Annotated in this window: 13 protein-coding genes; 6 read left to right on the top strand and 7 right to left on the bottom strand. The window is 39.7% G+C overall.

From position 1 onward, the window contains the following. Positions 1-887: 887 nt before the first annotated feature. The 3 genes from L1068_RS17490 to L1068_RS17500 are packed head-to-tail and all read right to left on the bottom strand — an operon-like array spanning position 888 to position 4,732. Complete coding sequence (locus L1068_RS17490) at positions 888-2,273, bottom strand: PDZ domain-containing protein (protein WP_237131266.1); 1,386 nt, start codon at positions 2,271-2,273, stop codon at positions 888-890. A gap of 12 nt (positions 2,274-2,285) precedes the next feature. Next, positions 2,286-3,551: a DUF885 family protein gene (locus tag L1068_RS17495; protein ID WP_237131267.1), complete on the bottom strand. Its 1,266-nt coding sequence runs from the start codon at positions 3,549-3,551 to the stop codon at positions 2,286-2,288. 2 nt (positions 3,552-3,553) lie between these two features. Continuing rightward, a complete protein-coding gene (locus L1068_RS17500) occupies positions 3,554-4,732 on the bottom strand; it encodes a hypothetical protein (protein ID WP_237131268.1) in 1,179 nt (392 codons plus the stop codon). Between the two features lie 319 nt (positions 4,733-5,051). Here L1068_RS17500 and L1068_RS17505 point away from each other — a divergent pair, with 319 nt between their 5' ends. Further along, on the top strand, positions 5,052-6,239 hold the full coding sequence (locus L1068_RS17505) for a helix-turn-helix domain-containing protein (protein ID WP_237131269.1): 1,188 nt from the start codon (positions 5,052-5,054) through the stop codon (positions 6,237-6,239). Positions 6,240-6,301: 62 nt separating this feature from the next. Here the strand turns inward: L1068_RS17505 and L1068_RS17510 are convergent, their stop codons facing one another. Together L1068_RS17510 and L1068_RS17515 are read right to left on the bottom strand one after the other, a co-directional pair. Continuing rightward, on the bottom strand, positions 6,302-7,330 hold the full coding sequence (locus tag L1068_RS17510) for a methionine synthase (protein WP_237131270.1): 1,029 nt from the start codon (positions 7,328-7,330) through the stop codon (positions 6,302-6,304). 22 nt (positions 7,331-7,352) lie between these two features. Continuing rightward, positions 7,353-8,330, bottom strand: a complete 978-nt coding sequence (locus tag L1068_RS17515; RefSeq protein ID WP_237131271.1) for a DUF1852 domain-containing protein — start codon at positions 8,328-8,330, stop codon at positions 7,353-7,355. A 451-nt stretch (positions 8,331-8,781) separates the two neighbouring features. On the opposite strand from L1068_RS17515, the gene L1068_RS17520 reads away from it, so the two are divergent. The 5 genes from L1068_RS17520 (at position 8,782) to L1068_RS17540 (ending at position 12,904) form a co-directional block, all read left to right on the top strand. Next, positions 8,782-9,591, top strand: coding sequence for a sulfite exporter TauE/SafE family protein (locus tag L1068_RS17520; protein ID WP_237131272.1), 810 nt, complete (start codon positions 8,782-8,784; stop codon positions 9,589-9,591). Between the two features lie 187 nt (positions 9,592-9,778). Further along, positions 9,779-11,077 carry a DEAD/DEAH box helicase gene (locus L1068_RS17525; RefSeq protein ID WP_237131273.1) on the top strand — a complete coding sequence of 433 codons (1,299 nt, stop codon included), beginning with the start codon at positions 9,779-9,781 and terminating at the stop codon, positions 11,075-11,077. A gap of 286 nt (positions 11,078-11,363) precedes the next feature. Then, positions 11,364-11,969, top strand: a complete 606-nt coding sequence (locus tag L1068_RS17530) for a hypothetical protein (RefSeq protein ID WP_237131274.1) — start codon at positions 11,364-11,366, stop codon at positions 11,967-11,969. Positions 11,970-12,080: 111 nt separating this feature from the next. After that, the gene (locus L1068_RS17535; protein ID WP_237131275.1) at positions 12,081-12,473 is read left to right on the top strand and encodes a hypothetical protein; all 393 of its coding nucleotides are present in this window, start codon (positions 12,081-12,083) and stop codon (positions 12,471-12,473) included. Between the two features lie 38 nt (positions 12,474-12,511). Beyond that, a complete protein-coding gene (locus L1068_RS17540; RefSeq protein ID WP_237131276.1) occupies positions 12,512-12,904 on the top strand; it encodes a VanZ family protein in 393 nt (130 codons plus the stop codon). Between the two features lie 182 nt (positions 12,905-13,086). Here the strand turns inward: L1068_RS17540 and L1068_RS17545 are convergent, their stop codons facing one another. After that, a complete protein-coding gene (locus L1068_RS17545) occupies positions 13,087-13,428 on the bottom strand; it encodes a DUF6172 family protein (protein ID WP_237131277.1) in 342 nt (113 codons plus the stop codon). 207 nt (positions 13,429-13,635) lie between these two features. Continuing rightward, positions 13,636-14,871, bottom strand: coding sequence for an FG-GAP repeat protein (locus tag L1068_RS17550; RefSeq protein WP_237131278.1), 1,236 nt, complete (start codon positions 14,869-14,871; stop codon positions 13,636-13,638). Positions 14,872-14,880 lie beyond the last annotated feature (9 nt).

The following is a 14,880-nucleotide window of genomic DNA, read 5'->3' on the forward strand; positions in this document are numbered from 1 at the left end:
ACCGACGAATAAATTCAAGCAATAACTGTAGTTTGTAATAAGTAATATTCCGTTAAGCTTTTTTACAAAACTAAATCACCTTATATCACTTTCGTCATATCAGTGGATTATAGTGATTACAAATATGCAATTTTTAAACGTCTTTATACCATTTTTAAACACGTGCTAAACAATCACACTTTGCGAGGAAATCATTATCCACCGATAATAATTCTTATCTTGCTAACAAGCCCATTTGTGTTTGGGTTGATTAAAGGACACGTAACTCAACAAGCGATAAACATTAAAATATATGCATCTATTGGGTTGGGCATAACTTTCATTTTCTTCGCAATTGGCCATATTGCAAAAACACACGGTATGGTTCAAATGCTGCCGCCTTGAGTTCCTCTACGTTTACAATTAATTTATGCCACGGGACTATTAGAATTTGCTGTTGGCATTGCACTTTTTACTACAAAATACCGTGAGCTGGCGGCAAAACTCGCAATTGTTATTTTTATTGTGTTTTCCCCTGCAAATATTTATGCGGCTATTAACAGCATTGGCTTAAGTGGTCACCAATGGGGACCAAATTATTTACCTATTCGTGCGCCATTACAAATTATCCTTATTGCGTGGGCTTACTTTTTATGTGTTAAAACACACCTCCCATTACTTATTTATGCAAGTGTAAACAGCCACACAAAAAAGTAGCTATTTCACTTTAAAACAAAAGGCGTACAACATATGTGTACGCCTTTGTTTTTAAGGTTATTAGGGAATATTGCTTAAGCTTGCACTTCTGCACCCACTATCGCTGCACCTTGGGCAAGGGCATTAAGCTTTGCTCGTGCAAGCTTTCAGCCTATTCCTTAAAAATACATTTGTAACAACATTTGCGAACCTTACTTGAACTGTGCAAGCCAATGAATAGTGTGCTCCCCTATGCGTGCATCAAATAATTCATTTGGTTCTGTTGGATTATATTGACGAGATTGACGCGCACGCATATAAGCTTGTTTACTGTCAAAGCGCATAAATGCATGTTCAGCATTTTCGATTACAAGCCCTTTGCTTTGTGGCCTGCCCGATAATTTTGCGATATCAAATGCCCACGATGGCTCAATCGCTTGAATATCTAAACTGCCATGCATCATCAACACAGGCGTATTTAGCTCTTGCCACAAAGCGCTAAAATTATAGCGATTCAAATCTCTGAAAAAACTGTAATGACGATTTACCGATAACTCACCATTTATATCAACCAAATTTGCTGCAATTGCTTTTTGAACACGTTCATCACTCACGATGCGCTGCCATGGAGTGTCGGTATTTAGCCACATATCTAAAAATGGTGTGACCAGCTGTGTATTCTCCAATGCTTGCGCTTTACTAACATCAAAATGTTTCACTGACTGTTTTTGATAAATATCTAGCATATATTGGTACCAACCTTTGGCTACACCACCATATCCTATTATGCCCTTCACTGGAGATTGCTTTGCGATCACAGGGGCATGGAGCACACCGAGCGAATGTCCCCATAAAAACACCTTGTTTGGATCAACATTTTTGTGTGTTTTAAGCGCCGTTAAACCATGCAAAAATGCGTTTGATTCTGTTGTAAAATCAATATCTCGGCATGCTTTGTCTGAGATGCTGTCGCCTAGTCCGGGTTTTTCTACACGATAGACTACATAACCTGCATTCGTAAATTGGTCGATCATTTGTCGCGTAGTGACATTAGGGATCATGCCATAATCTATAGAATCGCAGGTATACCCCTGAATAAAGAAAATAGCAGGCGCTTTTTCATTGGCTTTTAAGCCATTTGGAATATGCGCAATACTGCGAAGTATATTTCCCTGATAGCTCACCTTACTGTATTCAACCTCAGCAAAATCGCTTGTTTCGTATGGCCGAGGCTGCATTTTATTCGACACAGTTTGTACCTTTTTATCACGCACTAACGAGATACGAATGTCATCTCCTGATTTAAGTGGCCGCACTGCTGATAAGAGCTGATTAAAGTCATTAATTTGCGTACCGTTGACTTGTGTTATCACATCGCCAACCGTTAACCCCAATGTAGATGCGGTACTATTAGGTGCCACATGTGCCAACATCACCCCTTGGTTTTGATGATTACTATTTGGCATTACGCCAAGTAATGTGGCTCTAGGTAAGGTGTTTTGAGACTCTTGTTTTACATCCGCTGCACTACTTGGGCTTGTTAGCATAAACAAAGTCAGACAACTTAATGCTAGTAAGTTCGTTTTTATTAATGTCATGATGTTTCCTTGTTATTTATTATTATCAAGCGGCATAAAATCTGCTAAGTGTTCTAATGCCAATGGCGGTTGATTACTCAAGCGCAATACTCGATTAAGCGCTCTGGCTCGATTATTTCTATATGGTTCAATCGCCTTGTCAATTCGATATTTGCCATACACATACGTAATAACTTGTGCCGGCCAGTTTTTAATACGATTAATTTCACGAACCATGATTTCCGGGTGCTCTGGCAGATATGTTTGCCAAAGCACTCTGGCTTTTTCATCCAGCCAGCCTTCGTAATGAATGCCGATATCAATTAACACTCTAAGCGCGCGTAATACACGCCACTTTAACGCATACGCCTCAGATGAAGGCATTTCATAAAGCCCCATTTCTTTTCCGAGTGTTTCAACATAGGCCGCCCACCCCTCACTACTGACAAATGGGATAGGCACAATTGCACTAGTTGGACATAAGCTCTCAGTACCCACCACGTTAAACTGAAGATGGTGGCCAGGGATCCCCTCGTGTAAATAAAGCCAATCAAAATGCGATAAGTGCATTTCGCCATTTTGGGGATGATAAAGAAAACGTTGGGTTCGATTATCATAAATACCAGGCGCAGGAAAACTCTCTGGCAACCCTGAAGATGCAATAGTTAAAGGCGCTTCAAACTCAGGTAAATTTAGCATTGTCTGCAAATTTGCTTTCACTTTCTGTTCTCTAGTTATAAACGCCGCGACAATTTTTTGGTGTTCAGCTGCAGGAATTGCTTCAGCTGTACTTGCACGCGCTTGAGCGCTAATCTTTTGATACTGCGCAAACGCAACGTGAAGCTCATTAAATGCGATTTCTTGTAATTCAGAGGGTGTTACATCATCCATTAGCCAGGTTTCAAGCCAGTGTAAATACCATAACCTACCGTTTGGTAATGCACTAAAATCGCCCGAGTATTGGCTCTTTTTAGACAATTTTCTCTTTAACGATTCACGCACTTTAATGCGTCGCAGGTGATTTTCTAAATTCTGAAATGCAATTTGCTGGCAAGTGGTGTGTGGCGTTAACTTTTGTAATTTCGCCTGCCATTCGCTTAAGGTATTGTCTGCAATTTGGGGTTGTTTTTTTAATCTTTCTATCGCATTAGAGAAATCAAGTTGCGGTTGCAAATATGGCTTGTTTATTACGTCATCAACCAACGCTTGATAATGTTGATTAAAATTATGCTCACTAGCATGAAGCTCAGAGGCACTTTGCAACCAAAGGCAAATTAGTAAAGAATAACGTAACAACATGGTTATTCAGCCGACTCTGTTTGTTTTGGTGTGTACTTTGTTAAATCACGATTAAACAAAGTGCGTTTTGCACTGCCATCGGCTTGATAGTCGAACTTTAATGCTGCCGCGCCGCCTAACATTGGGCTAGGTGACAATTGCTCCTTTTCATCCAGCGACTTCAACCATAAAATATGTGAGTTAGTTTGGTTATACTCGATTACTAAGTAACGACTTAAACGGGCATTTTCATCAAAAATTTTATGGCTCTTTTGGTTACCATTTGTGTAATAAGTGCTTTTGTGTTCAAACGCGCCCCAGCTAAACGCTTTACGCTGACCAAACTTGTCATACCCTCTAAGCCCTACTTTATTGCCAAATTCATCGTAAAGATGTTCGCCCATATGCACCATAGGTCGATTGCCTTCTACTGGATTACCGTCCTTATCGTAAACTTGCCAGCGCGTAAAGTTGCCATGTTGATCATAAATAATACGATCAATGCCTGCACCACTGTCATTATTTGTCGGCTCTCCATCCAACCCTAAGTTTTTTACAAAACTCAGTTTGTTGTCATGGTCGTATGTGAGCTCAACCTCATAAAACGTAAATTCAGGTCGAAGTGGCTGCTGTTCATTATTTAAATTAAAGCGTTTCTCATATACTTTGCCATTTTCATGTCGCCACTCATAGCGGTGAATATGCCACGCACTTTCAACTGGTTTCGCATGTTCATCAAAAAAACTCAAGCCAACACGCTTCCCCTTTTTATTTAAAGCATACACGGCACGATATACCTTGCCATGCGCAGAGATTTGTTTATTTTGCGCATCATAATAAGTGTGTATTTCTTTATCTTTATGATAGCTAATAGCCACTTTTGGCGAAAACCAAATAAACGAATCCCACACTTCATTGCCATTAATCAGTTGGTTATTCATTTGGTATCGTATCTCGCTAATACGTCCATTTTCATCATAACTAAATTGGTAATGCGCGTTATTTTGAGATGCTTTTTCAGAAATTGTGTGAATGCCACGATAAGGCGCATAAGGCGATTCACGAAACATAATATGGCGAAAATACTTTTGGCTAGACGCACTTTTAGGTGCAGCTTGTGCCATTAATGGCACAGATAAAATGTGTACCAACACCATGATGGCACTTAAGAAAAGCATTTGTTTTTTATTCCAAGAAAACATTATTTATCCTTAACAACTTAATTCGATAAATAAGCTTACTTATTATGAAAAAACATGTGTAAAACTAGCTTGAGGTTAACAGTTTAGGCTGTAAACCACTGATTTTTAAATCATTAAAACGCTTATAATTTCTGTGCTTTTTTCTACGCAAACTTAAAATAGATAGCGTTTTTACCTCTTTTCAACCACTTCTAGGTTAAACACGTTGGCAATTTAAGCATGTAAACGATTTAAAAAGCTGTAAGAATAGCTTGAACTTTACTCTGTCAAAAAATTTATAGTTAAGCTGAGAAGCATAACCTCAAGATTTGGAAAAAGTATGCCACAAACAGTTTTAGGTGTTATTTACTTTATCGCTTTTAGCCACGCATTAATGCTGGCGATTAGCTTATGGCGAAAAACTAAACTAACTAATATTACTACCGCAAAATGGCTTGCCTTGGTATGTTTAATAATCAGCTACAAACTATTTGAAGCAGGTGCACTTTACCTTGGGTTATACCCACATTTAGCCCATTTTATGGATTTGCTTCCTGGCGAAGTATTGCTCATTGGTCCGTTGGTGTTTATCTATGTCAGCTTAGTGGTAGGCGAAGAGAAACCAAAAACATATCAACTTTTACTTCATTTTATTCCTGCAATTTCATTATGGTGTTATAACGCACCATCGGTGTTTCAATCGCTCGATGCTAAAGTCACCATGTGGCAATTTGTTTTGTCACAAACCGAAGCCCGCGTAATTCCGCTCAAGTTTGTTCTATTGTTTCTAGCAATCAAAACACATTTAAGCATCTATTTATTTTTGAGTTGGCAGCATATTAAAAAATTCGAAAAAGCATGTAACGCCTTACGTGCAGATAACAGTAAAGCGGTATTAAAACAGCTTACGTTTTTAGTGGTATCACTCTTTTTGCTAGAACTCGTGTGGGTAGGTCTCTTTATTGGTCAGCAATTTTTCGAAATTGGTACACTTGCATTGGTAAGTGATATTTGGCTGCTATTTATTGCTCTGATCATTTTAGCAATCGGTTATGTCGCACTGCAAAAAACTGATTTGCTTATGAGCAAAGAAGAGCATGCTTTAATACAGCAAAATTATTCGGAGAATAAAGATGACAGCAGCAATATCAAGTACTTTCACTCCGCCTTAAGTGAGCAGCAAAGTAATCAAGTTGCCAAGCACTTAGAACAACAAATTAAGGCGAAACAACTGTATTTAAATGACAAACTCACTTTAACCACACTCGCACACGAAACCGATATAAAAGCGCATACCCTGTCACAAGTGATCAACCAAAGCATGCAAACAAACTTTTATCGTCTTATTAATGGATACCGTATTCAACACGCTATTTCGCTTATTGATAACCCAAGTGTTCATTGGCCTTTGGAACGAATTGCGTTTGAATCAGGCTTTGCAAACCGTGTTACCTTCAGCAAAGCATTCAAAGAAATTATGGGAAAAACCGCATCGGAATATAAAAAACAGCGTCAACAAGCAGGCTAACGATAAAAAAGCGTACAGTAATAACCGTACGCTTTTCTTTTGCTTATGTAGCGGTCAACCTACTAAGCGTTTAGCTCTTTGCGCACTATCGCTGCGCCTTGGGCAAGGGCATTAAGTTTTGCTCGTGCAACCTTACGCGATAATGGCGCTAAGCCGCAGTTAGTTGATGGATAAAGCTTATCTGCATCCACGTATTTCAGCGCTTCGCGCAACGTATTGGCAACTTCTTCTGGCGTTTCAATATCATCGGTTGCTACATCAATAGCCCCTACCATAACCTTTTTGCCACGAATAAGTGCAAGTAACTCAATTGGCACACGCGAGTTATGGCATTCAAGAGAGATGATATCAATATTCGATTGCTGTAATTTAGGGAATACCTCTTCGTATTGGCGCCATTCTGAGCCTAAGGTTTTCTTCCAATCTGTATTTGCTTTAATGCCATAACCGTAGCAAATATGCACTGCCGTTTCGCACTTTAAGCCTTCAATCGCGCGCTCTAAACACGCGATGCCCCAGTCATTTACTTCATCAAAAAACACGTTAAACGCTGGCTCGTCAAACTGAATAATATTAACACCCGCAGCTTCGAGCTCTTTTGCTTCTTGGTTAAGAATTTTGGCAAATTCCCACGCAAGTTTTTCACGGCTTTTATAATGATCGTCATACAAGGTGTCAATCATCGTCATTGGGCCAGGCAGTGCCCACTTAATTGGTTTGTCGGTTTGCGCGCGTAAAAATTTTGCATCTTCAACAAACACAGGGATTTTTCTTGCCACAGGACCCACTACCGTTGGTACGCTTGCATCATAACGGTTACGAATGCGCACGGTTTTGCGATTTTCAAAATCAACACCGTCAAGGTGTTCAATAAAGGTAGTTACAAAGTGCTGACGCGTTTGCTCACCATCGCTGACGATATCTACGCCAGCTTGTTGCTGTTCATGAAGCGATACTTTTAGTGCATCGTGTTTACCATCAACAAGCGCGTCGCCGCTTAATTTCCATGGTGACCACAGCACTTCTGGCTCTGCAAGCCAGCTTGGTTTTGGCAAACTGCCCGCGGTCGATGTCGGTAATAATGTTTTCATAGTTAATGCTAATCCCGTTTTTTTAAGCAGCAAAGTTTGCCGACCACTTTTCAAGTAGCGATTGATAAGGTTCAATAAAGTGCGTTTGTGCAAATTTACCTTGTTTAATTGCCAGTTGGCTGCGCTCTTCCCGGTCGTACACAATTTGCGTTAACGAGTGATCTTGATTCTTTAAGCTCGGTTGATAACAACTTCCTGCCGCTGCGTTAGCGTTATAAATTTCTGGACGATAGATTTTTTGGAATGTTTCCATTGTGCTGATCGTACTGATTAGTTCTAAATTGGTGTAATCATTTAGCAGGTCGCCAACAAAATAAAATGCTAACGGCGCTTGGCTATTTGGCGGCATAAAGTAACGTACCTGTAGGCCCATTTTTTTGAAATACTGCTCCGTTAATGACGATTCATTTGGCGCATATTCGGTGCCTAACACTGGGTGCTGATTATCACTTTGGAAATAAGTTTTGTTATCCGAAACGCTTAAGCAAATAACTGGCGGCTTGTTAAAGTTATTTTTGTACACCTCTGAATTAATGAAGCTTTTAAACAGTTTACCGTGTAATTCGCCAAAATTATCAGGAATACTAAACGATGACTTGTCTTTGTTATGCTCAAGCAGTAACACGCTAAAATCATAATCGCGCACATACGAAGAAAAGTTATTGCCAACAATGCCTTCAAAGCGCTGATTTGTTTCATGATCAATAATATTGGTTTTTAATACTTCAATTGATGGAAACGCCTCGCTACTGCCGGCAATTTCCATATCGACCGAAATAATGTCTAGCTCAACTGAGTAACGCTGGCCATTTTTGTTATCCCATTTAGCACGCGCATTAAAGCTTGTATTAATCATAGTTAATGCGTTGCGTAAGTTCTGTTGGCGGTTTTCACCTCGCGCCAAGTTTGCAAAGTTGGTTGTAATACGCGTGCTGTTTGATGGGTGATAGTTTTCGTCTAACGGAAAACGCTTAACAGTAAAAGTAAATTCGTTATTCATGGTGTACGTGTGTCCAATGTGTAAATTCTGTGTATTTCCATTTCACTTTCTGCCGTTTTAAAACTGTATTACGGCTCACTTGCGGTGACTGAAAATAAGTTCACGTTAAAAGATGAGTAATTTATACGCGCTCAGTACCATGAAGAAAAACGGTTTTCTTTCACTTAAAACGTGAAGCATATTCATTTCTTAGCACTTCGCTTCACACTTTTTACAACGAAAAAGCATGCACCAGAAAAAGAAGCCTAGATACCTAGACATCTAAATAGCCAAATTAAGTTTACTTCATGTTGAATGTGAATATTACTCACGGCGCAACTGCGGTTTATCTATCTGTCATTACACATAATATTGCTATACTTTTGCGCCTTTGTTGTAGGCATAAGCGAATCTAAAAGTTTCTGCTCCAACGCCAGCGACAACAAATCAACTATAAAAACGAGGCGATGGAATGAGTGAACTAATCGAACTATTTGTTTATTGTGCAGTATTAGGCAGTGGCGTTGGCTTTCTTGCAGGCTTACTGGGAATTGGCGGCGGCTTAGTGATTGTGCCCATTTTAAGTATGATTTTGTTGCACTTTGCCGTGCTGCCAGAAGAACAAATTGTGATCACCGCAGTTGCCACATCCCTTGCATCTATTTTGTTTACATCAACCTCCTCTGCTATTGCCCATCATAAAAATGGCAATGTGCCTTGGCAGATAGCGCCTTGGATTATGACAGGCGTTGCATTAGGTGCGTTACTAAGCGGCTTTATGGCTGCACTGCTACCAGAAAAGGCCGTACGTTTGGTATTCGTTATCAGCGTTGTATTTATTGCCATAAAAATGATGTTTGGTAACAAACAAACTGATGACACAGCACGTAAGCTGCCCAATAAAGGGCTGCTTACAGTGCTTACCACACTTACTGGCGGCTTATCTGCAATGATTGGTATAGGTGGTGGCGCCGTGCTTGTGCCGCTACTGACATTTTTTTCAGTGAATATGAAAAAAGCGATTGGCTGCGCGTCAGCGTGTGGCATTGTAATCGCACTGTTTGGCTCGGTTGGCTATATTGTGTCGGGTAGTGAACAACTTAGTTTATCGCAAGGTTTCGCCGGCTTTGTGTATTTGCCTGCACTCTTTGGCATTGTATGTACGTCGTGGTTTACCGCTCCGCTTGGCGCTAAAGCGACCCATCACTTGCCTGTTAGCACCATTAAAAAGATTTTTGCCGTGCTATTGGTTATCATGGCGGCAAACATGTTGCTAAGTTAAGCTTAACACTCAGGCTATTTATTCTCGCGCAGTTAAGCAATTGCGCGAGCATTTCATTTATACACTCCATTCTCAAAATTACTAAAATGCCAAAAGGTGATAGAATACAGCTCGCGATGAAGTGTGCTTATTGCTTCGCTTCTTAACATGCACCCTTTTCTTATTCATTCTTTTGAGAACACATTACATGAGTTTTAAAACCCTTGGTCTTAACAACGCACTTCTAACCGCAATTGCAGAGCAAGGTTACGATGCGCCTTCTGCCATTCAACGTGAAGCAATTCCAACTATTTTAAAACGCCAAGATGTAATAGCCATTGCCCAAACAGGTACCGGAAAAACGGCCGGATTTGTTCTTCCGGTATTGCAATTGATTACCGAAAAAACAACGAAAAAGAATGTACAAGCGTTAATAATTACGCCAACTCGCGAGCTTGCTGCACAAGTGGCCACCAGTGTGAGCAATTACAGCGCACACTTAAATGTAAGTTCATTAGCGGTGTTCGGTGGTGTGCGAATTGAGCCACAAATAGCCGCACTTGAGCAAGGTGTTGATGTGTTAATCGCAACGCCCGGGCGCTTGCGCGATTTACACCAACAAAACGCCGTTTGTTTTGACCAGTTACACACCCTAGTGCTCGATGAAGCTGATCGCATGTTGGATTTAGGCTTTATTGATGACATAAAAAAAATCAGCGAGTTATTGCCGAATAAACGCCAAACGTTAATGTTTTCAGCAACCTTTACTGATCAGATTAGAACGCTCGCAAATACCATGTTACACGAGCCACAATTGATTGAAGTTGAAGCCGCCAACACAACGGTTGATAACATTAAGCAAACGCTTTATCACGTTGATAAAAATCAGAAAAGTAATGTGTTAATTCACTTATTGTCAAAATATAACTGGCAGCAAGTATTGGTGTTTAGCCGCACCAAACAAGGTGCCGATGCACTCGTAACCACATTAAAAGAAGCCGGGATAAGCGCAGAATCGATTCACGCTAATCGTACACAGCACGCCCGTACTGAGGCGCTTGCGGCATTTAAAAACAACGATATAAACGTACTTGTTGCTACCGACATTGCCGCACGTGGTATTGATATTAACCAGCTACCTTGCGTAATTAACTACGATTTACCTTATGTGGCAGAAGATTATGTGCATCGCATTGGCCGCACCGGACGTGCTGGCAAAAAAGGCGTGTCTATTTCGTTATTTAGCAGCGATGAAAGCAAACAATTGAATGCTATTGAACGCCTTATCAATCGTAAATTTGAACAACAGGTGGTCGCCGGATTTATACCAAGTATTCAACGTGCCGAACAATTGTGGGGCGGGCAAGGCCTTAGCAAGCCTAAAAAAGGCAAAACGGCAGGTAAAAAGTCCAAAGCGAATCAGTTTGATGACGATGAATATGGCAATTTTGAACCTATGCCAGATACATCAAGTAAAAAGAAATCAAATAAACGTAAGCGCCGATAGCTGCATAAGTTAATCGCTAAATTGCTCTATCAAAAATTAGCGTTGGCTTTTCACCTTTGCAAAAATGCAGGTTTACGTAGCATTAGCCAAAAACGCGCCATTTTAGGCGCGGTTATGTAATAGCACATATTTACCAAACCATTTTCCCGTTGCTCGCGTCAAAGACTACTGATAACCTACTAAAAATATTAAATAAAAATTTTATTAGCCTGCGAGTTTTAGGTTATGGATAACGTCCTTAAATCAAAATGCGCACTAATAAGCTGTAAACTTTCTAGGAGTAATTGTGAACTATTCAAGCTATTCAATAAGTGAATTAAAAGAGAGTTTAGAATCAATTGATAAGGATGCTTATCCTGATAATTATAAAAAACTAATTGAAGAATTAAATTCAAGAAAGGATGAAGTTCAAAATTACGAAAAAGAACAGACTGAAAGCTTTATCATAAAAGCTGAAAACCGCCTGAAAATTCTAACTTGGCTTCAGGTAATTACAGCCATTGCATTCATTTATGCGGGTTTTATAAATTTTAATTCGGAACAACAAGCTTTGGTAAATATAGCACCTTTTTGTATTGCTATTTTTAACGGGGTAGCAGGTTATTATCTTTTCAAACGAGAAAAGCTGGGCTTCAATTTATCTATAATAAATCAAATTTTACAATTATTGACCGTCAACTTAGGCTTTATTTACTATAGCTATTCAGGCTTAGGTTATTTAATGATAGTTATTCAAGATGGTATTGCTCTCAAAGCTAATATTTTTAATCCTTCCTACAATATTCTTTATGGAAGTGACTTAGGGTTTGGAGTCGGGATAGATTTAATTTCACTATTCTTTGTTACATTACTATATTCTAGTCGTGAAAATTTAGAGCAAAACGAAAGCTAACAAACGCTTCAACCAAGGTACGCAAAACAGCAGGCTTGCGCTCCTTTTCGCTAATTTTAGCCTGCTACTCTGCGCCGGTTAAGCACGGCGTTTTCATGGAAGGAGTTTAATTTGAAATATTTATTTTATTCATTTTTGTATGTTCTTACTTTATATTTTCTTATCGCTAGCAATGCATCCATAGGTCAAGCTTCCTATGAAAATGAACCTTGGAAGTATCTTTATTTATTTTGCTTTGTGAGCCAACTCTTAATACCTTGCTCGGCTATTCTGTTGGTTCTAAAAAGCAGAAGTATGGGGGTAGAATATAAACAAAGGCTTCAAAATAAACTTAATATTTCATTAATTTTAATTGTTGTTTTAGCTTTTTTAGCTGAGTTGTCCTTAACTCCGAAAACAAATATTAGATTAGATCTTTTATTAGTAGTACCGGTTTTATTCATTCACATTGTTGTTTATTTAATTTATACGTTCAGCATCAAAAATCGCGAAAGAAACATATAACAAAACAATTACGAAAGAGATACAAAAATAAAAAACCTATGTATAAATTAACAATAACCCTATCCAGTTTGTTCTTTGCATTTATTATCTGGATTATTTACCTAGCCAATACAGGGCAACACAGCATTTTCTTTGAGCTTGTTCGCTTAATTCCATATGGTGATAAAGTCGGGCATCTTGGGTTATTTGGCGTGCTCACGTTACTTGCTAACCTTGCGACTAAGTTTAAGGTGTTCAAGTTAGGTAAAATCAAAATATTTTGCGGCTCGGCGATTGTTTTTGTATTTGTAACGTTTGAAGAATTAAGTCAGCATTTTTTACCAACAAGAACGTTCGATATATTTGATTACGCCGCTGATATGCTGGGCATTTTACTATTTACTTGGCTCTCTTACATTTTAGCAAAGAGAAACCTAACAAAATGCAACTAACAATTATGCCCAGCGCTTTGTGACTATCAAATAAATTAAAGCGTTCTAATTATTAGCTCCAGTTTATTTAATGCTCAATCGCCCCTCAACACAACAAAAAAACCGAAGCATTGTGCTTCGGTTTTTTGGAATAAATAGCTTAGTGGTTTTAGCGACCAAGCGAAGTGGCTTAACCGAAGTACTTAGTCTTCGTCATCCATATCAAAGTCATCATCATGATCAAAATCGTCATCTTGTTCAATGCGAGATTGTCTTGCAGCTGGTTTTGCTAAAATCTCAACGTAGAACGACGTTAAGTTTTCAACTTGCGTTTGGTCAATTAGCTTATTAATTTGCGATAAGTGAATTGGCTTTGCTTCTGCTTCTGTGTTGCCAAATTGACAATCAAAATCCCAATAATCCGCGCCAGTTGGTAGCTTTTTATTACGCTCGCGCTTAATGTATTTTTTGATTTCATGTTTAACCGCGTCAACACGTCTTGCTAACTTAATTTTTGGGTGCGTTAATTCAAATGTTTTTTTCATGATTGCCTTCAGACAGAAATATTCTGCAGTGCTTTACCTACAAAATATATGGGTGTATTTATAAAGTGCGACAAATCTGCACCTATAAACAAATATTATGGCTTATTTTACGTTAATTTAAATGCGGTGGCATTAACTAAGCTAAATTTACACTAAAAAAGTGCCCTATTCCCAAGGCCTGAGCACTACTCAATTAACTTATTAGCGTTACGGTTTAGTCGTTTGCAATGTGTGAACGTACGCAGCGCCCGATTGCTCACCGTTATCATCGCGATTAGGCGTTGCAATAACGGCATGCTTATCGGACATTGCAATGTTCCAGCCGAATTTGTCGTGAGGGGCGGCGTTTTCGGCAACTATTTTCGATGAATATTGCCATGTATCGCCGACTTTGTTGAAAACGTAAACTGCACCGGCGTTTTCACCACGGTCGTCATGGTGCATTGCGCTAACAAGTGCGGTGTTACCTTGTATTGCAACGCCTCGGCCAAATCTATCATCGGCTTTTAAATCGGGCGAGCGTAATTTTTGATGTTGGCGCCAGTTGCCACTTTTCCGAACGAAAATATACGCAGAGCCTGCGTCTTTGCCAACTCCCTCAATGTCATCGCGACGCGCAGAAATAAGCGCGGTATCACCTGATATCGCAACACGCACACCGAAAATATCGGTATCGCCGCCATCAGATGCCACTAATTTAGTCTGTTGCTGCCATGACGCACCATTTAACTCAAACACATAAACGGCGCCGGCATTGTTATTTTGCTGATCATTTAGATCTGCACCCACGAGCACTGTATTACCATCGATAGCAAGGCTAATACCAAACAGATCGCCCGCAGCACCATCACTTGCCGTAAGTTTTTCCTGATATTGCCATGCATTATTAACTCGTTGATAAACGTAAACCGCACCCGCATCTTTGGCGATGGCATCACTTTTTGGTGCGCCGATTACTAATATTTTTTCTGTAAGCGCAATACTTTGCCCAAACGAGTCTCCAGGCTTTGCATCAAATGCACTCAGCACTTGTGTTTGCTGCCAGTTTTTAGATGCGCGCTCGAAACTTATTACGGCGCCTGCATTTTTGGCTTTATCGCTTCGACCAATTGCTCCCAAAAGCGCCATATTGCCTTTTAATGCAATCTTACCACCCATGGTATCGTTGGAAAACGCAGGACTTGCAATCAGCTTTTGTTGAAACTGCCAACCATTAGAGTTCAGTGAATAAAGATATCCTGCACCGCTATCTTGCACGTTTTTACTATCAGCCTTATGTGCGCCGACTAAAATGGTGTTGCCATCAATCGCCACGCCGTAAGCAAAATTATCACCGTATTTGCCATCGTATGCGAGCAGTTGCTGCTGATTAGCATGTACTTGGTTTATCATTACCGTAACTAAAAAGCTTAACCCGAATTTTACCTTGTGACTAACGCGCATAAATGTTCC

Source organism: Pseudoalteromonas sp. MMG024 (assembly GCF_021654175.1).
Lineage (GTDB): Bacteria > Pseudomonadota > Gammaproteobacteria > Enterobacterales > Alteromonadaceae > Pseudoalteromonas.